Origin of the sequence: Burkholderia sp. Tr-20390, assembly GCF_017104595.1 — a bacterium.
Taxonomy (GTDB): domain Bacteria; phylum Pseudomonadota; class Gammaproteobacteria; order Burkholderiales; family Burkholderiaceae; genus Burkholderia.
The window spans coordinates 1-24,600 of the sequence record NZ_JAAGPC010000125.1 but is presented as its reverse complement, the minus strand read 5'-3'; the positions used below and the strand labels follow the sequence as shown (position 1 = coordinate 24,600).

At 66.8% G+C, this 24,600-nt stretch carries 24 protein-coding genes; 16 read left to right on the top strand and 8 right to left on the bottom strand.

Annotation, left to right across the window (positions count from 1 at the left end; translation table 11 throughout):
* Positions 1 to 395, top strand: a 395-nt coding sequence (locus G3N98_RS27415) for a TolC family protein (RefSeq protein WP_206149767.1), incomplete at its 5' end; no start/stop codon positions are given.
* A gap of 142 nt (positions 396 to 537) precedes the next feature.
* On the opposite strand, the gene G3N98_RS27410 is transcribed toward G3N98_RS27415, so the two are convergent.
* From G3N98_RS27410 to G3N98_RS27400, 3 genes are all read right to left on the bottom strand, one after another.
* Positions 538 to 1,251: a dienelactone hydrolase family protein gene (locus G3N98_RS27410; protein ID WP_089430049.1), complete on the bottom strand. Its 714-nt coding sequence runs from the start codon at positions 1,249 to 1,251 to the stop codon at positions 538 to 540.
* Between the two features lie 348 nt (positions 1,252 to 1,599).
* Positions 1,600 to 1,911, bottom strand: coding sequence for a DUF4148 domain-containing protein (locus G3N98_RS27405; protein ID WP_219846206.1), 312 nt, complete (start codon positions 1,909 to 1,911; stop codon positions 1,600 to 1,602).
* A 319-nt stretch (positions 1,912 to 2,230) separates the two neighbouring features.
* On the bottom strand, positions 2,231 to 3,196 hold the full coding sequence (locus G3N98_RS27400; RefSeq protein ID WP_206149766.1) for a GlxA family transcriptional regulator: 966 nt from the start codon (positions 3,194 to 3,196) through the stop codon (positions 2,231 to 2,233).
* 214 nt (positions 3,197 to 3,410) lie between these two features.
* On the opposite strand from G3N98_RS27400, the gene G3N98_RS27395 reads away from it, so the two are divergent.
* From G3N98_RS27395 to G3N98_RS27380, 4 genes are all read left to right on the top strand, one after another.
* The gene (locus G3N98_RS27395; protein WP_206149765.1) at positions 3,411 to 4,052 is read left to right on the top strand and encodes an HD domain-containing protein; all 642 of its coding nucleotides are present in this window, start codon (positions 3,411 to 3,413) and stop codon (positions 4,050 to 4,052) included.
* A gap of 392 nt (positions 4,053 to 4,444) precedes the next feature.
* Positions 4,445 to 4,648 carry a DUF1289 domain-containing protein gene (locus tag G3N98_RS27390; RefSeq protein ID WP_089430053.1) on the top strand — a complete coding sequence of 68 codons (204 nt, stop codon included), beginning with the start codon at positions 4,445 to 4,447 and terminating at the stop codon, positions 4,646 to 4,648.
* A 363-nt stretch (positions 4,649 to 5,011) separates the two neighbouring features.
* Positions 5,012 to 5,467, top strand: a complete 456-nt coding sequence (locus G3N98_RS27385) for an antitoxin Xre/MbcA/ParS toxin-binding domain-containing protein (RefSeq protein ID WP_089430054.1) — start codon at positions 5,012 to 5,014, stop codon at positions 5,465 to 5,467.
* Positions 5,464 to 5,943 carry an RES family NAD+ phosphorylase gene (locus tag G3N98_RS27380; protein WP_206149764.1) on the top strand — a complete coding sequence of 160 codons (480 nt, stop codon included), beginning with the start codon at positions 5,464 to 5,466 and terminating at the stop codon, positions 5,941 to 5,943. Before G3N98_RS27385 ends, G3N98_RS27380 begins: the two co-directional genes overlap by 4 nt.
* A 48-nt stretch (positions 5,944 to 5,991) precedes the next feature.
* On the opposite strand, the gene G3N98_RS27375 is transcribed toward G3N98_RS27380, so the two are convergent.
* The 4 genes from G3N98_RS27375 to G3N98_RS27360 form a co-directional block, all read right to left on the bottom strand.
* On the bottom strand, positions 5,992 to 6,930 hold the full coding sequence (locus G3N98_RS27375) for a site-specific integrase (RefSeq protein WP_206149763.1): 939 nt from the start codon (positions 6,928 to 6,930) through the stop codon (positions 5,992 to 5,994).
* A gap of 81 nt (positions 6,931 to 7,011) precedes the next feature.
* Complete coding sequence (locus tag G3N98_RS27370; RefSeq protein WP_206149762.1) at positions 7,012 to 7,524, bottom strand: DUF2165 domain-containing protein; 513 nt, start codon at positions 7,522 to 7,524, stop codon at positions 7,012 to 7,014.
* A gap of 285 nt (positions 7,525 to 7,809) precedes the next feature.
* Positions 7,810 to 9,165 carry a solute carrier family 23 protein gene (locus tag G3N98_RS27365; RefSeq protein WP_206149761.1) on the bottom strand — a complete coding sequence of 452 codons (1,356 nt, stop codon included), beginning with the start codon at positions 9,163 to 9,165 and terminating at the stop codon, positions 7,810 to 7,812.
* A gap of 58 nt (positions 9,166 to 9,223) precedes the next feature.
* Complete coding sequence (locus G3N98_RS27360) at positions 9,224 to 10,348, bottom strand: aryl-sulfate sulfotransferase (protein WP_089476497.1); 1,125 nt, start codon at positions 10,346 to 10,348, stop codon at positions 9,224 to 9,226.
* A gap of 102 nt (positions 10,349 to 10,450) precedes the next feature.
* Here G3N98_RS27360 and G3N98_RS27355 point away from each other — a divergent pair, with 102 nt between their 5' ends.
* From G3N98_RS27355 to G3N98_RS27305, 11 genes are all read left to right on the top strand, one after another.
* The gene (locus tag G3N98_RS27355; RefSeq protein WP_206149759.1) at positions 10,451 to 11,407 is read left to right on the top strand and encodes a LysR family transcriptional regulator; all 957 of its coding nucleotides are present in this window, start codon (positions 10,451 to 10,453) and stop codon (positions 11,405 to 11,407) included.
* A 223-nt stretch (positions 11,408 to 11,630) separates the two neighbouring features.
* The gene (locus tag G3N98_RS27350; RefSeq protein WP_206149757.1) at positions 11,631 to 13,616 is read left to right on the top strand and encodes a gamma-glutamyltransferase family protein; all 1,986 of its coding nucleotides are present in this window, start codon (positions 11,631 to 11,633) and stop codon (positions 13,614 to 13,616) included.
* A 77-nt stretch (positions 13,617 to 13,693) separates the two neighbouring features.
* Entirely contained in the window at positions 13,694 to 14,257 is a 564-nt protein-coding gene (locus G3N98_RS39940; protein ID WP_241026101.1) for a hypothetical protein, read from the top strand.
* An 85-nt stretch (positions 14,258 to 14,342) separates the two neighbouring features.
* On the top strand, positions 14,343 to 14,885 hold the full coding sequence (locus G3N98_RS27340; protein ID WP_089476552.1) for a hypothetical protein: 543 nt from the start codon (positions 14,343 to 14,345) through the stop codon (positions 14,883 to 14,885).
* A 363-nt stretch (positions 14,886 to 15,248) separates the two neighbouring features.
* A complete protein-coding gene (locus G3N98_RS27335; RefSeq protein WP_089430063.1) occupies positions 15,249 to 16,019 on the top strand; it encodes a hypothetical protein in 771 nt (256 codons plus the stop codon).
* A gap of 154 nt (positions 16,020 to 16,173) precedes the next feature.
* Entirely contained in the window at positions 16,174 to 16,752 is a 579-nt protein-coding gene (locus tag G3N98_RS27330) for a hypothetical protein (RefSeq protein WP_206149755.1), read from the top strand.
* Between the two features lie 78 nt (positions 16,753 to 16,830).
* Positions 16,831 to 17,373, top strand: a complete 543-nt coding sequence (locus G3N98_RS27325) for a CbrC family protein (protein WP_206149753.1) — start codon at positions 16,831 to 16,833, stop codon at positions 17,371 to 17,373.
* 64 nt (positions 17,374 to 17,437) lie between these two features.
* Positions 17,438 to 18,688: a DNA repair exonuclease gene (locus tag G3N98_RS27320; protein WP_206149751.1), complete on the top strand. Its 1,251-nt coding sequence runs from the start codon at positions 17,438 to 17,440 to the stop codon at positions 18,686 to 18,688.
* Positions 18,689 to 18,691: 3 nt separating this feature from the next.
* The gene (locus G3N98_RS27315) at positions 18,692 to 22,162 is read left to right on the top strand and encodes a YhaN family protein (RefSeq protein ID WP_206149749.1); all 3,471 of its coding nucleotides are present in this window, start codon (positions 18,692 to 18,694) and stop codon (positions 22,160 to 22,162) included.
* Positions 22,163 to 22,283: 121 nt separating this feature from the next.
* Positions 22,284 to 22,808, top strand: coding sequence for an HD domain-containing protein (locus G3N98_RS27310; protein WP_043185438.1), 525 nt, complete (start codon positions 22,284 to 22,286; stop codon positions 22,806 to 22,808).
* A gap of 9 nt (positions 22,809 to 22,817) precedes the next feature.
* Complete coding sequence (locus tag G3N98_RS27305) at positions 22,818 to 23,504, top strand: DUF429 domain-containing protein (protein ID WP_206149747.1); 687 nt, start codon at positions 22,818 to 22,820, stop codon at positions 23,502 to 23,504.
* 172 nt (positions 23,505 to 23,676) lie between these two features.
* Here G3N98_RS27305 and G3N98_RS27300 read toward each other — a convergent pair whose 3' ends face one another.
* Positions 23,677 to 24,147, bottom strand: a complete 471-nt coding sequence (locus tag G3N98_RS27300) for an ATPase (protein ID WP_206149745.1) — start codon at positions 24,145 to 24,147, stop codon at positions 23,677 to 23,679.
* Positions 24,148 to 24,600: the final 453 nt, after the last annotated feature.

Genomic DNA, 24,600 nt, shown 5'->3' with positions numbered 1-24,600 from the left:
TCGAGATCGCGAACTACGAGAAGGCGATCCAGTCGGCGTTCCGCGACGTGGCGGACGGGTTGGCCGCACGCGGCACGTACGACCAGCAGATCGCGGCGCTGGAGCGCAACGAGCACGCGCAGCAGCGACGTTTCGACCTGTCGGACCTGCGTTACAAGAACGGCGTCGACAGCTATCTGTCGGTGCTGACTGCGCAGACGGATCTGTACAGCGCGCAGCAGTCGGTGATCAATGCGCGTCTGGCACGCTGGACCAACCTGGTCAACCTGTACCGTTCGCTGGGCGGCGGGTGGATCGAGCGGGCCGGCGAAACGCCGCGCGCGCCGGATGCACCGGTCGACTACGACAAGACGGCTGCTCCGGCGCCTGCGTCGGCAACGGCGACGAACGGGTAAGCAAGACCAAGGGCAGGGGCGAGCCATTGTCCCTGTTCGCGGAGGCTGCCCGACGCGAAAACGAAAACGCCACGGATGAAAATCCGTGGCGTTTCTTTTTACGCAGTCTGCGTAGCCGCTTGCGCCTGAAACGGCGTTACGTTTAACCCTGCTTTTCCCAAAGCGTGCGGCCGAAGAACGTCAGCGTGCGATCCCACGCCATTTGCGACCACACCGGATCGAACTGCGTGCCGGCGATACGGCCGGGGCCGACAGCCGTTTCGTTCGCGAATGCGTGATGCGCGAGATAGCGATGGAATTCGACATTGACCTTCGCATCGGTCAGCTTCTTCTCGAGCGCATCGACCTGGTCGATCGCAAAGAACGCATCCTGCGTGCCCCAGTGGCCCATCAGCGGCACCTTGAGCTTCGCCGGATCGAGGTAGTCGAGCGGCGGGAGGCCGTACCACGTGACGCCCGCGTCCGCATCGGCGAACTGCAGCGACAGCAGCGTGAGTGCGCCGCCCATGCAGTAACCCGTCACCGCGACACGCGAGGCGAGCGTCTTCAGATGCGTCACGGCGCCCGGAATGTCCTGCGAAGCCGCGTCGCCGAAATCGAGCCCTGTCATCAGGTGGTGCGCTTCCTCTTCCTCGACCGTCGATTTGCCGCGATACAGGTCGGGCACGAGCGCGAAGTAGCCACAGCGCGCGAGGCGATCCGCGACGCCGCGGATCTGGTCGTTCAGCCCCCACCATTCCTGGATGACGACGACCGCGGGCGCGCCCTCGGTCTTGGCCGGCGTGGCGAGATAGCCCTGCAGTTCCTGGCCGTCCGGGCGTCGAAACGTGATCATGGAACCGGATGTTTGAGACATGAAACCGCTCCTTTTCGAAAAATGCGATGAGTGCGGCATCGGGGCCGGCCTGCGGGCGCGGCGACGCTCGGGCAAGCCGGGCGTCGTGGTTCCGCTCGCGTTCGGGTTGGCCGGCACCGACCACGCGGCCATTCTATGCGCAAATACCGGCTGCCGTCGTGAACGGAGCCGCGCGGCATACGACTCGCAAGATCGCATCGATCGGGGCGCGCAATCCGTTCCGGGCGCGGACGACCGGAAAACAAACACCCCAAATGTCGGATCAAAAATCCAACTTTTGGGGTGCAGTTCAGAGCGGGGTGTTTCGTTTGCTGCGCGCGTATCGGAATACGCGGTCGCGTGTCCGGCTTACTGGCCGAAATACACGGAGTCGCGGCCATCCTGCTTGACTGCGATCGCGCGGCCGGCGCGTACGCCAGCGGCGGCTTGCGCGCCGTAGCCGGTTTCATCGGCGTTCGTCACGCGGGCCTGGGCGGTCTGCAGCGCGCGCGGGTAATACTGATCGGAGACTTCGGGCTTGTAGCCGGCCTGTTCGAGCTGGACGAGTTCCGCGCGCACCTGGGCACGCGTCAGCTGGCCCGACGGATTCGATTGTGCCAATGCGCCGTACGAGGCGGACAGGGCGGTTGCGGCGACGACAGCGTAGATGAACGACTTCATGATGACCTCCGGTTTCATTGATTTCGCGCTTCGCTTGTTGCGTTCAGCGGTTGATTGCATCGTAGCGATCGCGTTACCGGTCGGAAATACGCGTTCCAGCGAATAATTATTGCAACTGGGTAAACGATCTGGGGCCGCGGGTATTTAATCTGATGATTGCGAGGCTGTCCCGCGCTGGATAGGGACTGCGGACGGAGCCATGAGTGCGGCGATGCCGTCGATCGGCAGGGGCCACAAAACGACCAGTTAAATCGCATTCCGAAGTATTTGAGCGGGGCTGTTTATATCGTTCTTGCCGTATTTGTGGCACACGGCCGCGTCACTCGACCAGGACCGCCTGCCGTTTCCGGTATTCGGCAGGTGTGATTCCGACGTGCCGGGTGAACGACCGCCTGAGCGTATCGACATTCGCGAAGCCGCATTTCGCGGCGACCTGTTTCGGCGTGTCGTGACCGTTCTCGAGCAAGTGGCGGGCGGCCGAAATGCGGGTCGCCTCGACCCATGCGGCCGGCGTCATGCCGACTTCCGCGCGGAACAGGCGTGCGAAGTGGCGCGGGCTCATGCCCGCATGCTTCGCCATTTCCGCCACCGAATGCTCGAGTTCCGGATTCGCCGCGATCCAGCGCTGGACCTCCTGCAATATCGAACGTCCGGCGGGGCGCGCCTCGCCCTTGCGGCTGAACTGGAGTTGGCCGCCCGGGCGCTTGAAGAACATGACCAGTTGTGCGGCGACGCGCCGTGCGATCTCGCGGCCGAGATCTTCCTCGACCAGCGCGAGCGCCAGATCGAGCCCGGCCGTGACGCCGGCGCCGGTGCGCAGCTTGCCGTCGCGCACATACAGTGCGTCCGCGTCGACGGCGAGCGATGGATAGGCTTCGGCAAGCGCATCGGCTGCAGCCCAGTGCGTGGTCAGGTGACGGCCTTTCAGCAGGCCGGTGGCCGCGAGGATGAACGCGCCGGTGCAGATCGAGCCGTAGCGCTTGCTCTGCACGGCCGCCGCTCGCAGCCACGCGAGGACGTCGGTGCGCAGTGCGATCCGGCCGGCGCTCGGCGCGCCGGCGACCAGCAGCGTGTCGATGCGCTCAGGAATGTCGGGAACGATCCAGTCGGGCAGTAACTGCGCGCCGGACGAACTGCGGATCGGACCGGACTCGCTGGCGATGATCCGCAATGTATAGAACGGCTTCCCGCATTCGGCGTTCGCTTGCGCGAAGACGTCGAGCGGTGCGGAGACATCGAGCAGTTGAACGCCCGGAACGGCGAAAATTCCTACGACCTTCGGCATGATCGATGGTGTGGTGTGTCGAACGTGGCGGGTAGCAGTATAGAGGCGCCAGTGGCGCATGATGCTCGCAGACGGGCCTGTTTCCGGTGTTCTTCCCGCTGCGCGGGCGCCGTGTCCGTCGGTCGCGCAAAATGGCAGGATCTGACGTAACACGTCTATTGGAGACAACTATCGGACGCCGGAGAATCGAGGGTGTTTTCAATGGAGGTCGATCATGACTGAGAACGTTGCAGGCATCACCATTCCCGATAGCCAATTGACGCGCGAGATCACCGAGCTCGTTCGCGATACCGCGTCTGCGTTGCTGTTCCATCATTCCAGCCGAGTGTTCTATTTCGCGGCGCTTGCGGGCCAGCGGCGCGGGCTGAAATACGATCCCGAGCTGCTCTACTGCGGCTGCATGTTCCACGACATGGGGCTCACGCACAAACACAGCAGCGCGTGCGAGCGTTTCGAGGTGGACGGCGCCAACGCCGCACGCGATTTCCTGAAGGGCAAGGGCATTTCGCAGCAGGATATCGACGTCGTGTGGACCTCGATCGCGTTGCATACCACGCCGGGCATCCCGCAGCACATGCATCCGGTGATCGCGCTCGTTACCGCGGGCGTCGAGATGGATGTGCTGGGCCTGACCTATCCGGAATACAGCGATGTGGAGCGCGAGGCCGTCGTTCGTGCGCATCCGCGCACGCCGCACTTCAAGGAAGACATCATTCAGTCGTTCTACGACGGGATCAAGCACAAGCCTGATACGACGTTCGGCAACGTGAAGGCCGACGTGCTCGCAGACAAGGATCCGCATTTCCACGCAGGCAATTTCTGCAGCGTGATCCGGTCGTCCGCGTGGGCTGGCTGATTGCTCGCGGCGTGGCGCACGATCCTGGGTATTGGGCGGAGGTTGTGCGCGAAAAGTGAATCGCGGCTCCTGAATGACCAGGTCGTGCGACTGTATATGGCAACCGCACGATCGAACCCGGGCACCCGTGAACGCCGCATCGCCCGGCGATAACGCCATCATTCGGACAGCCGGCCCGGGCAGTCTCGCACCGCTGCAGGACGTCTGGCGCGATCGCGCAGTGATCCTCATGGCGCTGGCATCGCGACGACACCGGTTCGGCTGGCGGCGTCGTCGAGGCAAGCGGGGCGGGTTCGTGTTATGGCATCGGCCGCGTCGCGGGCGGAAAGGTACCCGTGTATGGGAGCGCGATTCGTAACGCTGCCGGATTTTCAACCGATACGAGCGTTCCAATGGCTTCCACACTTCATGACTTACCCGACAGCCCCTGTGTCGGAGTGTGCTCGACGTTGTTCGACGATGTCTGCAAGGGATGCGGCCGAACGGCCGACGAGGTCTCGCACTGGGTGTTCATGAACGATGACGAGAAACGCGCGATATGGGAGCGCATCCGGCACGAGTGCACGGCGATGCGATTCCATCGCGACGGACGGTGAATCGCCAGAAGCGGCGTTCCGGGTGACGGGGGCACGCTTGAAGAACATCCACTTGTCTTGATCGAACCGATCGACCTTGTCCGGAAGGATGAACCGGCGAAATCGGAGAAAATGAAATCAGTTAAAAAGTTGTTACGTGACAACCGTACGACGTTTGCTGAACTTTATATACTGAATAATTGCATCCCATCTCCCGGGCGAATCTTCGATTCGCGGCCACAGAAGCTTGCTTCCAGGTCGGTGGGGCATGTCGTCCTCGCCTTCGCAGGCACCCCGACGAGCACCACAGGCGCGCCCATCGCCCACGCCCGCATGCTTCCGGCAAAACGCCTATAATGATTGGGCAAATTGCCGGGAGAGGTCATGAGCACCATTGCTTTCCATCCTTCGGGCGTCGCGCATCCGCGTCAGGCCGAATTCACGATTCTCGAACAGCTGCTGGCGATCCGTGTCCGATCGGGGGCCGATCTTGCCGAGCTGGCGAGCGCCCGCATCGACGTCTCGGTGATCGACCGTCTGTCCGAGCGCGGGCTGAAATCCGACGAGCTGGCCTTCATCATTCCGCGTCGCACGCTGAGCCATCGTCGCCAGGCGCACGAACGCCTGTCGCAGGAGGAATCCGACAAGGCGATCCGTCTCGCGCGCATCGTCGCACAGGCGACAGCTACGTTCGGCGACCAGGAGAAGGCGATGGCGTGGCTGCGCAACGGGCTTCAGCGCTTCGGCGGCCGCACGTCGCTCGACATGGCGAGCACCGAGCATGGCGCGCGGCTCGTCGAGGAAGCCCTCACGCAGATCGACGAGGGGTACTTCGCTTGACGACACTGTGGCGGATCAGCAATTTCGCCGACCTGAAAGGGATCGGCGGGTTGCGCGCCGGCGGGCGCTGGCATTTTGCCGGGCAGCCCGTCGTGTATCTCGCCGAGCATCCGGCGCTCGCACTGCTCGAGACGCTCGTTCATTTCGAAATCGCCACGGTCGCGCAATTGCCGAGCGGATACCAGTTGCTTCGCATCGAGGCGGCCGATTCGATCGATATCGCCGAAATCGCGGAGGGCGACGCGCCGGAGGACTGGCGAACCAACGTCGACTGGACCCGCAGCGCCGGCACCGAGTGGCTGCACACGCAGCCGAGCGCGCTGCTGCGCGTGCCGAGCGTCGTCGTGCCGCACGCGCACAACTTCCTGCTGAATCCGCTGCATCCGGCCGCTTCCGAGGTCCGTATCGCCGAAGTCATGCATTCGCCGTACGACACACGGATTCTGCGGCTGATCCAGTCGCCGTCGATCGAATAGGGCGCCGAGCGACTCGCGGCGCGCGCCGAGCGCCGAGCGCGGGCCGGATCAGCGCCCGTGCGCGGCGCGGTCCGCGGCCGCATCGGGCGGCAGCGTCTGCCGGATGCGCGTGACTGTTCGCGTGCTGACGAGACCGAGCATCGCACTGACGTCGGCCTGCGCGTGGCCTGCAAGCAACTGGCGGCGTGCATACGTATTGCGCAGCACGCGCGGGCTCATGTCCGCCGCGTGGAAACCGATCGCGGTCAGCGCGTCGCGCACCACGAGCAGCAAGAACATGTCGTTCATCGCGCCACCGCCGCGCGGCGCGGGAAACAGCAACGCGGATGCCGGCGTGTCTGCCGAGCGCACCCGCCATGCGGCGAGCGGCGCCACCGCAAATTCGGCGAGCGTGATTCGGCGCGCCGGCCGCGCCCGATCGCGCGGCACGGCGAGCGCAGGCGGCTGCGCGTCGAGATCGGGCGCGTCGCAGGTTGTCGCACGGATCTCGGCCGACGTGATGCCGCTCGCAAGCAGCAGCGCGACGATCGCGCGATTCCGGCAGTCGGTGGGCGTGTCGTTTGCCCGCGGCTGCACGTGGCGCTGCAGCGCCGCGTCGGCATCGGGCGGCAGATAGCACGGCTCGGGCTCGCCGTCCGGCCATGCGAAATCGCGCGTCGTCCGGCCGGCCGGATGGATCGTGCGCACACCGGCGTCGACCAGATGCCGGCCCAGCCGGTCGATCAGCTTCGCGTAGCGCACGCGGGTCGACGTGCCGGGCATGCAGGTGCGATCGAGTTCCACCAGGAAGGCCGCGACGTGGTCGGGTCCGAACGTGGCCAGCGACACGCGTCGTTCGGTCAGATAACGCAGGAACCGTTCGAACATCGCGATGTGCTGCACGACCGATCGCGGCGCGAACGGCCGGCGATCGGCGCCGGTCGCGGCGGTTTCCTGCCACGCGCGAAAGGCGCCGACGGGGTCGTGAATCCAGCGATTCGTGTCCATGCACGATTTATAGCCGGACGCGGTCACGCCGGCAATCGTCCTGATGTCCTGTTGGCCGCCCGGCCCGATGCAAGCGGCGTGTCAGTGCGCGGTATGCGTGTCGTCGATGCCGTCGTTGTTCATCGTCAGGTAGACCAGCACGAGCAGCAGCGTGATGAAGAAGCGGAACGCGTCCGGCACGCCGTTCCATTGCTTCGACATCCACATGCCGAACCACTCGCCGCCGACCGACATGAAGGCGACCTGCCACGTGAGGAAGCCGAGCGTCAGGCCGGCGATCGCATACGCCTTGGCCGCGCGGAATGCCGTATCGCCGGCGCGTCGCGCGCGCAGCAGGCGGACACCGCCGAGCCAACACAGCACGGCCGTCAGCGTTTCCATCGAGATGATGCCGAGATAGCCGGCGTGATGAACCCACGTCGTGCCGATCGCGCGATACATGATCCCGTTGCCGGGGAACGTCGTGTCCATCAGGAACACGTGATGCACGAACGCGAAATTCGTCGCGTAGTCGGTGATGTTGCCGAACGCGACGAGCGACGCGAAAAAGGCCATGGCAAGCACCATGGCTGCCTTGGAAAGACGAACCATCATAATGGACTCCGAAATGAATGGGCAGGCGAAAGCGCGACCGCGCGGCGATCAGCCGGCGTTCGGGGCGATACCTGCGTGAGTGTGTCCGGCGGGGCCGGCGGTTTGCGTGCGTGGCACGGCGGCGCGGAGATCGGGACTGGAAGACCTGAAGCCGGGGCGGCGTCGAGGAGACGCACACGCCGGCTGGATCGAGTGCCCGCGCCAGGAGGGAGCGGCGATTGTCGGTCGAACGACGGGAGTCGTCAAGCGGGGCTTGCGCGCGTGTCGCGCTGCCGGCCGTCGCCGTCAGGCGTCGCGCGAAGGTGCTGTTGCTGCTGCCGTTCCCGCCTGTCCGCTCAGTCGCGCCAGCGCAGCGAACGCCAGTTGCGTTGCAATGGCCGCGAGCGTGCCGGCCGCCATGCCGTTGCCGAGCACGATCTGCACCGGTGAGCCGAAATGGCGATACAGGTTCGGCACCAGGATCGGCGCAAGGCCGACGACGAGCGCGGCCGCGAGCGTGTACTGGTTGGCGCGCGCGTGCAGGTCGGCGCTGGCGAGCAGCCGGATGCCCATCACGCCGATCATCGCGAACACGACCAGCGCGGTGCCACCGACCACGGCGGCCGGAATCGCATAGGCGAGCCGCGCGAGCGGCGCGAACAGCGCGATGACGATCAGGATCGCGCCGGCGGCGGCCGTCACGTAGCGCGAGCGCACGCCGGTCGTCTGCACGACACCGATATTCTCGGCGCTGGTCACGATCAACGGCGTGCCGAACAGCGCGCCGGCCAGCGACGCCAGCGCATCGCCGCGTATCGTCTTCGGCACGTCGCGCGACAGCGAGATCGCCTTGCCGCACGTTTCACCGACGGCGACCGTCTGCGCGGTGGCCTCGGCCATCGAGATCGCGGTGAAGATCAGCAGCGGCAGCGCGGCCAGCACGTCGAAGCGCGGCATCCCGAACGGCAGCCATACCGGATGGGTGAACAGCGGGCCGCGCCACACGTCGGCGAGCGCCGGCATCGCATCGAGCGCCCAGCCGAGCGTCGCACCGGCCATCAGGCCGATCAGCACCGCGAGACGCCCGAGCGTGCCGCGAAACGTACCGGCCACGACGACGGTGGCGACGATCGTGGCCAGCGCGAGACCGAGCGCGCGCGGCTGGGCAAAGTCGGCCGAACCGGGCTGGCCGACGACGATCGCCGCGTAGATCCGGATCAGGTTGACCGACACGAGCAGCAGCATCGCGCCGACGACGATGCGTGGAAAGAGCCGCAGGCAGCGCGTGAAGACGGGCAACAGCACCCAGTAGAACGCACTGGCGAGCAACGCCGAGCCGGCCGCCGTCGGCAGGCCCGATTGCGCGGCGATGCCGGCGAACAGCATCGTCGGTGCACCGCCGGGCACCATCACGAACGGCATGCGTGCGCCGATCGCGCCGACGCCGAGCGATTGCAGCAGCGTGCCGATCCCGCACGCGAAGAACGTCGCGCCGATCAGCTGGACCGTCAGGTCCGCCGGCAGCGCGAGCACTTTTGCGATCAGGAACACGGCCGTGATCGGGGACGCGGCCATCGACAGCACGTGCTGCAGCCCGAACAGCGCGAGCTGCCATGGGGGCAGCCGTGCGTCGATGGGTGTTGAGATCGGATCGTGCGACACGGCAGGCCCCTTCGAAGCGAACGGCGACGAGCGCCGGAAACCGGCGGTGAACGAACGGTCAGGCCCGCAGCCAGGGCAGTTGCGCGGCGCTGTAGCGGAACGTCTGGAATACGCTGTTGAGCTGCCCGGGGCCGGTCTTGCGCGCGGCTTCGTCCGGGTATTCGGCGAACCACGGAATCACGTATTCCCAGACGACCTCGCCGGCGGGCGTCACTTCGAACAGCCGGCCCGTCGACGATTCGGTGACGTGCGTGTTGCCGTTCGGCAAGCGTTGCGCGTTGCCCATGAAAGGCGTGTAGAACAGGTTCACGACGTCATCCGCATACGACCACACGACGCGCTGTGTCGCCGGATCGATCTCGACGACGCGCGAGAACACGACGTGCGCGCCGTGGCGGAAATTGCCGTTGTCGAACGCGAGGATGTTGCCGTTCGGAAGCGGCACCGGCGCATGCTGGTGCGACACGACGTCGGGTCCGATCCGCAGGTCGACGCGGCCGGTTTCGCGATTCACGCCGATGATGCCCGACGTCGTGCGCAGGCTCATCAGCACGCGGCCGTTCGCATCGACCGCGAGGCCGTTGACGAGCGGCCAGTGATAGCGCCCGAAACCGGCCGCGATCGGGAAATCCTCGGGCCGCAGATGGTCGCGCGCATGCCATTCCCAGACGATCTGCCCGGCCCGGTTCACTTCGCGGATCACGTCCGCATACATCACTTCGTCGTCGCCGTGCGGCGTGCCGCCCGGCACGCGCCGCGCGAACGCGGCGTCGACCGGCGCGCACGCGGCGTAGAGCAGGTTGCCGTTCGGCAGCCACTGCGCATCGTGGTGGTGCGCGGGATCCTCGTAGCGCCATACGGTTTCGCCTTGCGGCGTGACTTCGTAGAAGTCGCCGCCATGCCACATCGACCACGGCGCATAGCGCGATTCGGATTGCGGATGGTTGCCGTTGTAGCCGAGGTTGCCGTTCGGGAGGATCACCGCGTGGCGGCCGGGGCGCACGGGCATCTTCCACTGATGCACGACTTCGCCGTCGATGCCGACGAGATAGACGTTGCCGTCGGCCGTCTGCGGCGCGATGAGCGTATAGCCGCCCGCGGACAGGGCGGGATCGTGGGCGATGAGGCCGACGCCGCGGCGGCGCTGGGTAATCTGGTCGACGGTTGTCACTGCAGTCTCCATTCGAATCGGATGCGGGGATGCAGCGGAATCTAGACGATCCGGACGGTCAGTAAAACTGGATTATTCTTGACGGCCTGTTCGGAAAAATCTAACGGACCTTTCATGCGTTCGATATCGCAGACATTCCGCTGTTTCGACGAGGTCGCGAGGCGCGGCTCGATTCGCAAGGCGGCCGACGCGCTGCACCTGACCGCTGCGGCGGTGCACCAGCAGATCCGCAATCTCGAGGAGCAGGTCGGCGTGCCGCTGTTCGACCGGTTGCCGCGCGGCATGCAGTTGACGCTGGCCGGCGAGATCGTGATCGCGGCCGTGCGGCGCGGCCAGCGCGACTTCGACAACGCGCTCACGCAGGTCGAGGACCTGCGTGCGCTGCGGCGCGGGCACGTGAACCTGGCGGTACCCGCGTCGACCGCGGAAAGGCTCGTGCCCGACGCGATCCTCGCTGCGATGCAGCGCTATCCGGGCGTCACGTACAGCGTGCGTTCGGGAAACGGCGAGAGCATCGTGCGCTGGGTCGAGACAGGCGAGGCCGACATCGGCTATGCGTTGCGCCGGCGCACGGCGGCGGGCGTCGTCGAGGTGCGCGCATTCGCTCAGCCGCTGGGTGTCGTCACGGCACCGGGCCATCCGCTTGCGGCGTCCGGCGGCAAGGTGCGGCTGCGCGACTGTTTCGCGCATCCGCTGATCCTGATGAGGCCCGACACGGAGCTGCGCGCGATGTTCGACCAGATCGATGCGCGGCAGCCGCGCAACGTGCGGCCGCTGATCGAGACGGGCTCGGTGCCGATGGTGCGGCGCCTCGCGGCCGAAGGTGCGGGTGTCGGCTTCCTGATCGCCGAGAACGTCGCGGACGACGTGGCCGCCGGCCGGCTCGCGTGGACGCCGCTTGCCGATGCGGGGGCGCGCTCGTTCAGCTGCATCTATCAGCGGGCCGACATGAGCGCGACCGTCGCGATGACGATGTTTCTCGAGTTCTTCTCCGAGGCGATCGAAGCGATGGAGAGCGGATTCGCGCGCGCCGGCGGCGCAGCCGGCAAGCGCCGACGGGCAGCAAAGTAACGCCATCGGCCGCGCGGGCGCATCGCATTGCGATGCAGTGCAGCACGCGAACCCGCGTGCGTAATCGGTGACGTTGCGCACACAACATCCGGCCGCGCTACGCCAATCCCTTATTGCGGAAAAAATTTTGTTCATGGGACTATCGAACGCGTTGCCGGCGCACCGAGGGGGTCGCAGGCAGCGTGATGTCCATCGCAACGACCTACGAGAACATCGGCAGACAATGAACAGAACAGCGATTTTTCCGTATGCGTCCGCGTTGCTCGCGGCCGCCCTGTTGACGGCATGCGGCGGCGACGTCGAGAACGACGCAGGCCGCACGCCGACACCTTCCACCGATGCGAGCTGCCTCGCGGTCGACAACAGCGGCGCGACGGTCGTGGTGGGCTCGAACCAGCCGGGCGACCCGTCATTGCCGGAGGCATCGTCGGGCTATCGCACCGGGATGAAGCCGGTCTATGCGAAGACCTATCTGGTGGCCACGTCGAACGCATACGCGAGCGCGGCCGGCTGCGCGGTGCTGAAGAAGGGCGGCACGGCCGCCGACGCGGCGGTCGCCGTGCAGGCGGTGCTCGGCCTGACCGTGCCCGAGGCGACGGGCCTCGGCTCGGGCGGCGTGCTGCTCTACTACGATGCGCGCGGCAAGACGCTGCAGGCGTACGACGGCCGGGAAACCGCGCCGGCGGCCGCGACGGAGAACTACCTGCGCTACGTCGATGACGCGACCGACCGGTCCGCGCCGCTGCCGAACGCACGGGCGAGCGGCCGCTCGATCGGCACGATCGGCGTGCCGAGGCTGATCGAGGCACTGCAGCAGGATCACGGCCGCCTGCCGTGGCAGAACCTGTTCGGCGATGCGATCACGCTCGCGACCAACGGCTTCCCGATCGGTGGCCGGCTCGCCGATGCGATCGCGGCCAACGCCGCGAACCTGAAGCGCGACCCCGAGGCCGCCGCGTATTTCCTGAACGCCGACGGTTCGCCGAAGACGCTCGGCACCGTGCTGAAGAATCCCGCGTATGCGCGCACGCTGACGCAGATGGCGCAGTCGGGTGCGAACGTGCTGTACACGGGGCAGATCGCGCAGGACATCGTTGCGAAGATCGCGACGACGAAGGGCGCGGACGGGTCGACGCTCACGCCGGGCAAGACGACCGTCGCCGACCTGGCCGCGTACCAGGCGAAGCGCCGCGATCCGGTGTGCACGACGTATCGCAGCTACTGGGTATGCGGGATGCCGCCGCCGTCGTCGGGCGGCATCGCGGTCGCGTCGGCGCTCGGCATTCTCGAGAATTACGACCTGAAGTCGTTGAAGCCGACGGCGATCGATCTCGAAGGCGGCAAGCCGACCGTCGCGGGCGTGCACCTCATCACCGAGGCGGAGCGGCTTGCGTATGCCGACCGCGACAAGTACGTGGCCGATACGGATTTCGTGCCGCTGCCGGGCGGCACTTGGAACACGCTGCTGAACAAGCCGTATCTGAAATCGCGCGCGGCGTTGATCGACCCGACCAAGAGCATGGGCACCGCCCAGCCCGGCAATCTGGGCGCGGTGCCGCTCGGTGTCGACACGACGCTGATCGAGCACGGCACGAACCAGTTCACGATCGTCGACGGCGACGGCAACGTGCTGAGCGCGACGACGACGGTCGAGTCGAGCATGGGCTCGTTCCACATGACCAACGGCTTCCTGCTGAACAATCAGCTGACCGATTTTTCGGCGAACCCGGTCGATAGCGCGGGCAATCCGGTGGCCAACCGCCTGCAGCCGGGCAAGCGGCCGCGCAGCTCGATGGCGCCGACGATCGTGTTCGGGCAGGCCGCGGACGGTTCGCGCGGCGATTTCGTGATGGCGACCGGTTCGCCGGGCGGCGGCACGATTCCGCAGTACGTGGTCAAGACGCTCGTCGGCGCGCTCGACTGGGGGCTCGATGCGCAGCAGTCGGCGGGGCTCGTCGACTTCGGCGCGAGCAACAGCCCGACGACCACGGTCGGCGGCGAGCACCCGAACGTCAACACGGCGAACAACGGGGCGAACGATCCGCTGATCACGGGGCTGCTCGCGCTCGGGCACAAGGTGTCGACGTCCGCGCAGGCGAGCGGCGTCAATACCGTGATGCGCGTGACGGTCGGCCAGTCGCCCGCGTTGCAGGGCGGCACCGATCCGCGGCGTGAAGGCGTCGTGCTCGGCGATACGTTCCGGCCGTAGCCGGGCAGGACGCGCGGCCCCGAACTGCCTGCATGCATCAACGGGCGGTCGGGGCCGCGCATCGTGAAGGTGTCGCAATGACGAGCGTGCATCTGCTTGAAATGGACGCCATCCTGTCGGTGCCGGGCTTTTTCGATTTCCTCGGCGACCTGGATTGCAATCGCGCGCTGGACAGTCGCGATGCCAAGCCGTTCGACGCGCAGTGGATGGCGTCGTTCGATGAAGTCGATGGCGATCCAGGCACAGCGGTCGACCGGCCGGCCGTGAGCGCGCTGACGGAAATGGCGTTCAAGCTCGCGTTCGGCGCAGCGGGGAACGCCGGTGCGGCGGCATGCGTATCCGACGATATCGAACTCATCGCGAGGAGCCGGTTGTCGGGCCGCACCGACGGCTGGGCGATACACGTTCTTTGGAATGCTTATCGAAGCGGCCGGTTTCCCTGCCAGGCGTTTTTGCCGGCCTGTTTTCCCGATCGGCCGCGACATGCTCCGCGCGGCAGGCCTCCAGGTTCACCCGATCCACCGCTCAATTCCGCCGCAAGCCCCCGATTGTCAAACTATGTGAGGCAATCGTCAGCATTTGCAACGGAAGTAACAGTCCCCGCAAATCAGTCGTTTTGCGCGTCCGCGCCGCTACATTAGCTCCACCTGCCGCACGTCGCGGCAAGGCATGCGACAAGCCGCACGAAGGCGGCCCGCAGCAACAACGTCTTTGGGGAGAATGACCATGAACACGATTCGTACGATTCTGGTGGGTGCTGCACTGACGGCGATGGCGACTTCGGCTGCTTTCGCACAGACGGCCCAGACCGGTGCCCAGGGTTCCGCAGGTGTCGGCGCGCAGGTTCAGACGCCGCTGCTCGGTGGCGGCGTGGGCGTGCAGGCTGGCGCCGGCGCGAATGCGGCAGGCTCGGGTTCGGGCGCGGGCAACGCCGTTGGCGGCGCGCTGAACGGCGTCGGCAAGACGGTCGGCGGCGTGGGCTCGGCAGCCGGCGACGCGGTTGGCGGTGCGACGCATGCGGTCGGCTCGGCAGCGGGCACCGCGAAGGATGCCGCCGCATCGGCCGTCCACTCGACGAAATCGCACGTGAAGCACGTCGCGGGCACGGCAAAGAGCCACGCGCAAGGCGCGGTGTCGACGGCAGGCGACGTCGCAGGCGGCGCGAAGGCGAAGGCCGGCGAGGCGCTTGAAGGCGCGACGAACTCGGTGCAGGGTGGCGCATCGGTCGGCGTGAAGGGTTCGGCGTCGGCGCAAGGCGGCGCGCTGTAAGCGTCACGCTTCCCGATAGAGCCCGGCCCGCTTCGATGCGGGCCGGGTTTTTTTATGGGCGCGCGCGGCGCGCCGTTCATCCCGTCCTCGATACCGGGATGCGTCGGCGTTCGCCACCCCTCCGGCGACGCGACGGGCCTGCCCGCCTGCCGGCACGGACCGGCAACGGGCGGCGTGTGCACCCCCTGCCCATCGCCCGCCGGCCATGCTTAAATAGCGAGGCTCCCGGTTGCCGGGCCGCCGCGATCGCGGCGCCGTCCGATACGGGCCAGCATGTCCGATCGACATCGTGACGACAGACGACACCAAAACGCCGTTCCGGCCAGTCCGGCGCGGCCCGATAACATTCCGAGGCCTCACGTCATGACCATCCTGTTCCGCCTTCTCGCGCTCGCCTGCGCGCTCTGGCTGGCCGCCTGCGCAGGGTCGCCCCCGCCGTCCGGCAGTACCAGCGCATCCGCCGCCGCACCGGACGCCAGCGAACGCCGCGGGCTCGGCACTGCATGGGGCGAGTCGGTGCGATCCGAAACCCGCCAGGTCGATTTCGAACGCGCGGATCCGGCGAAGCCGACGGATCTTGCGTCGGTCTACTACAACGACGCGTTGCCCGGACATCCTCCCGCGTCCCAGGTTCGCCGGTTGCCGACCCGCGTCGCGCTCGCCAACGGCGACATCGCGCTGTCGTTCACGGACGAAAAGGGCGCGCCGCTGCGTCTGGCACGCAGCGACGGCCGCTGGCACATGGCGGGCGTCGAAGGTTCGCGCTACATGATCGTGCTGCGCAACCAGGGGCGCCGTACGTTCGAGATCGTGTCGAGCGTCGACGGGCTCGACGTGCTGTCGGGGCGGCCCGGCAGCTACACGAACGGCGGTTACGTGCTGTATCCGGGCCGCACGCTGACGATCGAGGGTTTCCGCAAGAGCCGCGACGAAGTCGCCGCGTTCCGCTTCGCGGCGGTGCCCGACAGCTATGTCGCGAATTCGAAGTATGGCGATGCCGCGAACGTCGGCGTGATCGGCGTCGCGGTGTTCGCGCAGAAGGAGAACGACGAGGAAGCGCTGCGCCGCAACGCGAATCCGTTCCCCGGCAATGACAACGGCTATGCACCGCCGCCGGTGCCGCGTGGCGAGTGACGGCACCTCGTGGATCAGCCACGTGCGTCGTGACGAACGACGCGCGCGGGGCGCTCCTGGATCGGGGCTGCCCGAACGGCATGCCGGCGCATGCGACGAACTTCACGACCCTCCTGCGCGATTGATGCGGACACGGATCATCCCGACGAAATCGATGGCGTTGAAGCTCGCGGCGCTGGCGCTGCTGGCCTCGAATGCCGCCGTTGCCTTCGCCGAAACGCCGGCGCCCGAATCGGTGCGGCTCGCCAACGGTCACGCGATCGAATGGGCGCGCCCGGGGTTGTTCGAGGTCGATGCCGCCCGCCACCGGAAATCGGCATTGATCGTGCCGGCCGCGCTTCGCCACGCATTGCGCGATGCATCGAGTGTTGCATTCCCGTCGGACCGTTCGAAGCGAATCGACGGCAAAGACTATCTGCTGGTCGTCGTCAACCGCTCGTCGAGCAGCCGCCCGACAGGCTATTGCGGCGCGGGCGAAGAAGGGGCGCTGTACGTGCTGGAGCTGCACGGCGCCCATGCCGTGCCGCGTTTCTCGCTGCCGGTTCAAAGCTGCCTCGACTCCGTTTCGCTCGACACCGACGGTGGCGCGCAATCGCCCTACCTGGCGATCGCGTGGCGCGACGACCCGGTCGGCATCGACATCCGGTGGGAATTTCTTGCTCACGGCGGTGCAACGCATCGCGTCTATCGTTTCGTGAACGGCACGTTTGTCGAGACCGGGATTCCGCAGTAACGTGGCCGGGCTGCGGCACAATGGCCGTTCGAATTCGCATCGCGTGCGCCCCCACCATCCGGATCGACGGAGAGCCTCATGTCGTTACCCGCTTTCAGGTACCATCCCGACCCGCTGGCAACGGGTAGCGTGATCCGCTCGGACGCGCGCTGCGTGTGTTGCGGCGATGCACGTGGTTACGTGTACGCGGGCCCCGTGTATGCGGTCGACGAGTACGAGCAATGCATCTGCCCGTGGTGCGTTGCCGACGGTTCGGCACACGCGCGGCTCGATGCGGTCTTTACCGACACGTACGGCATCGGCGGCGGCGAATGGGATGAGGTGCCTGACGCGGTCGTCGACGAAATCGCCTGCCGCACGCCGGGCTTTCAGGGCTGGCAGCAGGAACGGTGGTGGACGCATTGCGGCGATGGCGCGCAGTTCATTGGCCGGGCAGGTGCAGGCGAACTGACGGCGCTCGGCCCGCAGGCCGTTGCGTCGATTCGGGAATCAACCGGACTCGACGAGGGCCGCGAGTGGGAGCGCTTCTTCGCCGCACTCGACAAGGCTGGCTCGCCGACCGCGTATATGTTTCGCTGCATCCATTGCGGCGAACTCGGCGGCTACCAGGATTGCGATTGATGGCCCGGCTGGCGGCACCGCACGTCGATCGCTGGCTCCATCGTCATGAAACAAAGGAATCTTCGTGAAGTTCATCCACGCGGCAGACATACACCTCGACAGCCCGTTGCACGGCCTGAGCGCCTATCCCGACGCGCCGGCCGCGCAGCTGCGCAACGCGTCGCGCGAGGCGCTGCGGCAGCTCGTGGATCGTGCGATCGAAGAGGAGGTCGCGTTCCTCGTGATCGCCGGCGACCTGTACGACGGCGACTGGAAGGACCACAACACAGGCATCTTCTTCGGCCAGCAGATGGGGCGCCTGCGCAAGGCCGGCATCCGCGCGTTCGTGCTCGGCGGCAACCACGATGCCGAAAGCGAGATGACGAAGAAGCTGACGCTGCCCGACAACGTCACCGTGTTCGGCCACCGCAAGGCGGAAACCCACAAGCTGCCCGAATTCGACGTCGCGCTGCACGGGCAGAGCTTCAAGGACAAGGCTGTCGTCGACAATCTCGCGATCGGCTATCCGGACCCGGTGCCCGGTTACTACAACATCGGCGTGCTGCACACGGCGCTCGAAGGCTATGCGGCGCACGCGAACTATGCGCCGTGCACGCTGGCCGAACTCCACGCGAAAGGCTACGACTACTGGGCACTCGGCCACGTGCACGAATTTCAGCAATGGTCGGGGCCGTCCACGGTGGTGTTTCCCGGCAACCTGCAGGGGCGCCATATCCGCGAGACGGGCCGCCGCGGCGCGGTGCTCGTGACGGTCGAGCAGGGCCGCACGCAGGTCGAGCGCCTGTATCTCGACGTGCTTCGGTGGGAAGCCGTGTCGGTCGACGCGTCCGATTGCCTTACCGTCGCCGACCTCTCGAGAAAGATCGGCCAGTCGCTGGAAGCGCTGCTGACCGTCGACGGCCATGTGCCGCGCGCGGTGCGCGTGACGGTCACGGGGCGCACGCCCGCGCATGGCCTCTTTTTCGGCCGCGCGCCGCAGTTGCGCGCGGAGGTGCTGAACCAGATCGGCATCATCGGCAACGAGCGGCTGTGGCTCGAGAAGGTCCGGCTCGCGACGTCCGCCGCTGATCATCAGTCGGGCGAAAGCGAGCAGCTCGAAGCGCTGGAGGACCTGAAGCAGATCCTGGCCGACGCCGCGCGCGATCCGGATTTCCTCGAACTGCTCGAGCGCGACCTGAAGCCGTTCGTCGGCAAGGTGCGCAGCGACGTGAAGGAAGAGGTGCCGTTGTTGACGATGGCGCGCGCGGGTGAGCTGACCGCACTCGTCGAGCAGGTCGGGCCCGCGTTGCTCGCGCGGCTGGCGAGGGGGGAATAAGCGATGAGGATCAACCAGCTCGATCTGATCAAGTACGGCAAGTTCACCGACGAGACGCTGCGATTCCCGTCGGCCGGCGAGGATTTCCACGTGATCGTGGGGCCGAACGAGGCCGGCAAGTCGACGATCCGCACGGCCGTGTCGGAGCTGCTGTTCGGGATGAAGCTGCAAACGCCGCTCGATTTCCTGCACAGCACGCCCGAACTGCGGATCGGCGGCGTGCTGGAGAGCGGCACGGGCGAACTCGTGTTCCACCGCGCGCGCGGACGCAGTCCGCTGCGCACACCCGCTGACGACAAACTGCCCGACGACTTTCTGGCCGAGGTCCTTGACGGCGCCACGCGCGAATTCTTCGAACAGATGTTCGGGCTCGATCACGGGCGTCTGGTCGACGGCGGCCGGAGCATTCTCGACGCATCCGACAAGCTCGGCCAGGTGCTGTTCGAATCGGCTGCCGGTGTCGGCAGTCTCGGGCCGGTGCGTGAGGAGCTCGATGCGCGTGCGGTCGAGCTCTGGGCGCCGCGCCGCAGCGGCAGCGCGTTTGCACTCGCCGAATCGTCGTTCAACGAAGCCGTGACCGAACTGAAGACGGTTCAGGTGCGCACGCGCGACTGGGTCGAACGCAAGGACGCGCGCGAAGCGGTCGAACAGCAGATCGAGCAGGCACGCGCCGAACAGCGTCGGCTCGAAGCGCTGCGCTCGAAGCTCGAACGCGTGCGACGGTTGGCGCCATACCTGAAGGAACTGACGGTCAAGGACGCTGCGCTGGCGGAACTGGGCCCGGTCGTCGAGTTGCCGCCCACCGCGTACGCGGATCTGCTGAAGGCGCAGGGCGATCTCGCGGCCGAACAGAAGGTGCTCGAGGAACGGCGTGCCGACCTGCTCGCAAAACGGCAGGCGCGCGATGCGATCGACGCCGACGCCGACACGCTGGCGCTCGAAGCCGACATCGAAGCGCTCGACCGGCTGCGCGGCGCGTGCATGAATCACGCGCAGGATCTGCTGCTGCTCGGCGCGGATGTCGAGCGGCACTTGTCCGCCGCATTTGCAGCGGCCGCCCAGCTCGGCTGGCCGACCGACGAAGCGTCGCTGCGTGCGTCGCTGCCGACCGCGTTGTCGCTGAAGACCGTTGCAAACCTGTTGCGCGAACACGGTGCGCTGCACCAGGCGCTTGCCGGCGCGCGCGAATCGCTCGACGAACGCACGCGCGAGCTTGCGCAGGTGCAGGAACAACAGGCGCGCCTGTCGACCGTCGACGTGCCGGAGGCGCTGCGTGCGGCGCTGGCCGATGCGCAGGGCTTTCGCAACAGTGGCCAGCGCGAGCAGGCGCTCGAACAGGAAATCGCCGCCGCCGAACGCACGTTGTCCGGCGCACTCGATGCGCTCGGCCAGTGGCGCATGCCGGTCGATACGCTGCGTGCGCTCGACGTGCCGTCGGCGGCGCGGCTCGGCACGCTGCTGAAGGAAGACAGCGAACGCGCGAGTGCGGTCGCTGCTGCACGCGACGCGCGGGACGGCGCACTCGAAGAGCTCGAACGGCTCGAACTGCAGGAAAAGCACTTCGCGGAGAACCACAAGGTCGTCACGACCGCCGACGTGCTGGCGGCGCGCGCGCGACGCGACGGCGCGTGGGGCGATATCCGCAGCGGCGCGGTCGATCTCGCAACGGGCGCACCTGCGGTCGACGACGCGATTCGCCTGGCGGACGAACTCGTCGATGCACAGCTCGGCGCGACGCAGGCGGCGGCGACGTTGCAGTCGCTGCGCCAACAGGTCGAATCCGCGCGTGCCGGCGTGACGCGCAGGCAGGCCGCGCTGGACGAGCGCGAGCGTGAGCTCACCGCGCATCGCGACGCATGGGCTGCGCTCGCGACGACGGCCGCGGTGCCCGGCATGCCGCTGGCGGCGATGGGCGACTGGCTTGCAAAGCGCGACACGGTGTTCGCCGCGCAGGCCGACCTCGACCGGCTGCGCCGCGAATTCGACGCGATTCGCGCCGCGCGGGCGGGTGCCGAAACCACACTGCGCACGGCACTGCGTACCGTGTCGCGCGGCGGCGAGTCGGACGGTCTGGCGGCGCTCGTTGCAATCGCCGAGACCTTTGTACAGTCGGCCGAGAAAGCGCTCGCGCAGCAGGACAGCCTGGAGGATCGCGCACGGGAGGCGGAACGCGGATGCGCGACGGCGCAATCGCGCGCCGGTCACGCGCAGGCGGCCTACGATGCGTGGCATGCGCAATGGCGCGACGCGCTGGCTGACGCCAAGCTGTCCGCGAGCGCGGCGACGCTGGCCGCGGCGGAAGGTGCGCTCGGGCTCGCCAACGCGGTGACGGCCGAACTGGCCGATGCCGACGCGCCGCGCAACCGGATCGCCGCGATCCGTGCGGAGCTATCCGCGCTCGAGTCGGGTGCACGACGGCTCGCCGAAGCGCTCGCGCCGGAATGGCTGACGAGCGGCGACTGGCCGGACGTCGCACGCCGACTGACGATGCGCCTTTCGACTGCAAAGGAAATCGCGCGTGCGATCGATCGCGCCGACGACGCCGTGCGGCAGGCCGACGGCAAGGTCGCGGATGCGGCCGCCGCGGTGGCCGGTGCCGATGCACGCATCCAGCCGCTGCTGCAACTCGCCGGCGTAGCGTCGATCGACGCGGCGCTGCCGCTGGCCGAACGCTCGGATCGCCAGCGCCAGCTTCGGCAGGCGGTCGATGCGGCGCACGAGGCACTGGTGCGCGATGGTGACGGCCTGTCCCGGTCCGCCGTCGAAGCGGAAGTCGCGGAACAGGACATCGCCGACGTACCGGCGCACCTCGAAGCGGTGAAGCAGTCGCTCGGCGACGTCGGCAAGCGGTTGAACGAGCTTGCCCAGCAGCAGGTCGTGGCCGATCAGGCGTTCGGCGCGATCGACGGCCAGGCGAACGCGGCCGTTGCCGAATCGAAGCGACAGGAAGCGCTGGCGGCGATGGGCGAAGCAGCCGAACAGTATCTGGAGGCGGCCACGGCGAGCCGGTTGCTGAAGTGGGCGACGGATCGCTATCGGGACCAGAAGCAGGGGCCGATGCTCAGGCGTGCGGGCGAGATTTTCGCCGGGCTTACGCTGGGCGAATTCGCGCGGCTGACCGTCGATACCGAACGGACGCCGCCCGCCCTGTATGCACGACGGACGCAGGGGGCATCGGTCGAGGTCGCCGGGTTGAGCGAAGGGACGCGCGACCAGTTGTTCCTCGCACTGCGGATCGCGGCGCTGGAGCTGCAGCTCGGCAGCCGGACCGCACTGCCTTTCGTGGCCGACGACTTGTTCATCAACTTCGACGATGCGCGCGCGAAGGCCGGCCTCGATGCGCTGCGCGATCTGTCGACGCGAACCCAGGTGCTGTTCCTGACGCACCACGACCATCTGCTGCCGCTCGTGAGAGATGTATTCGGCGCGCGGGTCAACGTGGTCGAGCTCCAGCGCGCACCGGTGGGCGCGTGACGCAGGGTGTGCGTGAATGCCGGCGCGCGGGCAGGGTCATCACGAACAGGTAGTATGTGCGGTTCCGAAATGCACGCGGCCGGTTCTGCCGGTCGCGGGCCAGGCCACACGAGGGGGGAATATGAAAAAGCTGGTAGCCGCCATCGCATTCGCGGCAGACAAGCATCGCAATCAGCGGCGCAAGGACGAAGAAGCGTCGCCGTACATCAATCATCCGATCGCACTCGCCGACGTGCTGGCTAACGAGGCCGGCGTCGAGGACGAACGTGTGATCGTCGCGGCCGTGTTGCACGACACGGTCGAGGATACCGAGACGACCGAGCAGGAACTGCTGCGACTGTTCGGCAAGGACGTGGCGGACATCGTGATGGAAGTCACCGACGACAAGTCATTGCCGAAGGAGGAGCGCAAGCGTCTGCAGGTCGAGCATGCGGCGACCATCAGCCGGCGCGCGAAGCTCGTGAAGCTGGCCGACAAGATCTGCAACCTGCGCGACATCGCGCGGCATCCCCCCGCGGACTGGCCGCTCGAGCGCAAGCAGGCGTATTTCGACTGGGCGAAGTCGGTCGTCGACCCGATGCGCGGTGTGCATCCCGGTCTCGAGGCGATCTTCGACACCGCCTACGACGCTCGGCCGGCGGACTGACGCGCCCGCATGCGATCCGCTCGATCCTTCGGATCCGCCACGTGGCAATCGCCGACCGTCGCGGGTGTCGATGTGGGTGGCGAAAAGAAGCAGTGCGATCTCGTGATCCTGCGCGGACGGACAGTCGTCTACCGCGAGGAACGGATCGCGCCCGAGGCGGTGCCTGCGCTGTGCCTCGCCCATGACGTCGTGGCCGTGGGTGTCGACGCACCGAGCCTGTGGTGGACGGGGAGCGGGCGCCGCGCGGCCGAACAGGCGCTCGCGCGCGAACGGATCTCGTGCTTTCCGACGCCGTCGCGGGAACAGGCGGTTGCAAGCACGTCAGGTTTCTTCGACTGGATGTTCATGGGAGAGCGTGTCTACCGCTCGCTCGCGGATGCCTATCCGCTGCTGACCGGCGCCCACTATGCGGGCGGGCGCGCGAGCTTCGAAACCTATCCTTATGCGATCACCTGCGCGATGCTGGGGAAGGCCGTCGCATCGGCGAAGCAGAAACGCAACCAGCGCCGGCAATTGCTGGAACGACTGGGCGTCGACGTGTCGACGCTGAAGTCCGTCGATGCGCGAGACGCGACCCTTTGCGCGTTGACGGCGCAATGCGTCATCGACGGGAATGCGCACGCGTATGGCGATGCGGAGGGCGGATATATCCGCGTGCCGATCGTGAGCGAGACGATCGTTCTCGACGCACCATAGTCGTGTCGCGCGGCCCGGGCGACGGGGGGAGCGAAAAGGTGAGCTTTTGCGGGAGGGCGGCGGCCCGCGTGACGGCGAAGGCTTCAGGCCGGGATTGCAGGCCGGCAAACATCGGGATGGGTGGCGCACCCGACATCATGGCGGTGCGCTACGCGATCCCGAGCGGCGTCGCTCAATCCTCGAGGATGGCTTTCGGTATGCTGGACAGATCGCAGGCGTCCGCCTGTTCGAAGTAGCCTTCGGCATCGTCGATCATCACGACTGCGACGTCGATCAGCTCGTCGAGCCGTTGCAGTAGCGACTCACGCCACTCGATGTCTTCGTCGCGCTCGGGCGTCTTGTCCAGCTGCTCGATGATCGAATCGGCGGTCTGCAGGAAAGGAATCGCCTGCTGATAGTTTTCGATCGAGACCATCGCTGCGTTGCGTGCACCGACGAGTCGCTCGCGATGCTCGTCCGCCAGTTCGGATTCACCGCTGATCCGCGGCAATACATCCGAGATGCGCTGCAGAAGCGGTGGGGCCTGTTCTTCCAGGATGATGGCGCGCTCGCGCAGCGCTGCATATTCGTCGCGAAGGTCGGCGTCGCCGGATTGAGAGGTGCTGTCCATCGTGGATATGAATGCGTGGTTCGGTCGCGGCATGATACTCGACGGCATCCGCTTCCTTATCCGTTCCGCGACCTCATATATAGCGGGACGACAGGCATACGTCACATCAATAGAGGGGGCTCGCGTTGCGATGCGTGGCCTGCCGAGCCCCAAGCCCCCGTGCGCGTGAGCGCACGGGGGCTTTTCAAAATATTTTCACAAAGGGGCTTGCGTAGACGGGGGCGGGTGCCTACAATCACGCCTCTTTCGCGCTAACGGAAACGCGGCGCGGGAGAAGGGAAGCAAGGTGGGCGGTGTGCTGGAGTCTGGAGCGCGCAGCTGGCCTGGAAGTTGAGCCCCGCAGTCGCAACGATGTAATAAAAAAGTTGTTGACGAACTGCGAAACACGGTTCATAATCTCGCTTCTCTGCTGCTGAAAACGCAGCGCTGCTGAGAAACACGAAGTTCCTCGCAGAAACGCTCTTTAAAAATTAACAGCCGATAAGT

Bases quoted from the DNA above. Each gene is read 5' to 3' on its own strand.
- G3N98_RS27340 (WP_089476552.1), top strand. From the start codon at position 14,343: ATGAACACGATTCGTACGATTCTGGTGGGTGCTGCACTGACGGCGATG.
- G3N98_RS27305 (WP_206149747.1), top strand. From the start codon at position 22,818: ATGCGATCCGCTCGATCCTTCGGATCCGCCACGTGGCAATCGCCGACC.
- G3N98_RS27410 (WP_089430049.1), bottom strand. From the start codon at position 1,251: ATGTCTCAAACATCCGGTTCCATGATCACGTTTCGACGCCCGGACGGC.
- G3N98_RS27330 (WP_206149755.1), top strand. From the start codon at position 16,174: ATGGCGTTGAAGCTCGCGGCGCTGGCGCTGCTGGCCTCGAATGCCGCC.
- G3N98_RS27385 (WP_089430054.1), top strand. From the start codon at position 5,012: ATGAGCACCATTGCTTTCCATCCTTCGGGCGTCGCGCATCCGCGTCAG.
- G3N98_RS27395 (WP_206149765.1), top strand. From the start codon at position 3,411: ATGACTGAGAACGTTGCAGGCATCACCATTCCCGATAGCCAATTGACG.
- G3N98_RS27355 (WP_206149759.1), top strand. From the start codon at position 10,451: ATGCGTTCGATATCGCAGACATTCCGCTGTTTCGACGAGGTCGCGAGG.
- G3N98_RS27310 (WP_043185438.1), top strand. From the start codon at position 22,284: ATGAAAAAGCTGGTAGCCGCCATCGCATTCGCGGCAGACAAGCATCGC.
- G3N98_RS27300 (WP_206149745.1), bottom strand. From the start codon at position 24,147: ATGCCGCGACCGAACCACGCATTCATATCCACGATGGACAGCACCTCT.
- G3N98_RS39940 (WP_241026101.1), top strand. From the start codon at position 13,694: ATGACGAGCGTGCATCTGCTTGAAATGGACGCCATCCTGTCGGTGCCG.
- G3N98_RS27360 (WP_089476497.1), bottom strand. From the start codon at position 10,348: ATGGAGACTGCAGTGACAACCGTCGACCAGATTACCCAGCGCCGCCGC.
- G3N98_RS27405 (WP_219846206.1), bottom strand. From the start codon at position 1,911: ATGAAGTCGTTCATCTACGCTGTCGTCGCCGCAACCGCCCTGTCCGCC.
- G3N98_RS27375 (WP_206149763.1), bottom strand. From the start codon at position 6,930: ATGGACACGAATCGCTGGATTCACGACCCCGTCGGCGCCTTTCGCGCG.
- G3N98_RS27390 (WP_089430053.1), top strand. From the start codon at position 4,445: ATGGCTTCCACACTTCATGACTTACCCGACAGCCCCTGTGTCGGAGTG.
- G3N98_RS27400 (WP_206149766.1), bottom strand. From the start codon at position 3,196: ATGCCGAAGGTCGTAGGAATTTTCGCCGTTCCGGGCGTTCAACTGCTC.
- G3N98_RS27325 (WP_206149753.1), top strand. From the start codon at position 16,831: ATGTCGTTACCCGCTTTCAGGTACCATCCCGACCCGCTGGCAACGGGT.
- G3N98_RS27335 (WP_089430063.1), top strand. From the start codon at position 15,249: ATGACCATCCTGTTCCGCCTTCTCGCGCTCGCCTGCGCGCTCTGGCTG.
- G3N98_RS27370 (WP_206149762.1), bottom strand. From the start codon at position 7,524: ATGATGGTTCGTCTTTCCAAGGCAGCCATGGTGCTTGCCATGGCCTTT.
- G3N98_RS27315 (WP_206149749.1), top strand. From the start codon at position 18,692: ATGAGGATCAACCAGCTCGATCTGATCAAGTACGGCAAGTTCACCGAC.
- G3N98_RS27350 (WP_206149757.1), top strand. From the start codon at position 11,631: ATGAACAGAACAGCGATTTTTCCGTATGCGTCCGCGTTGCTCGCGGCC.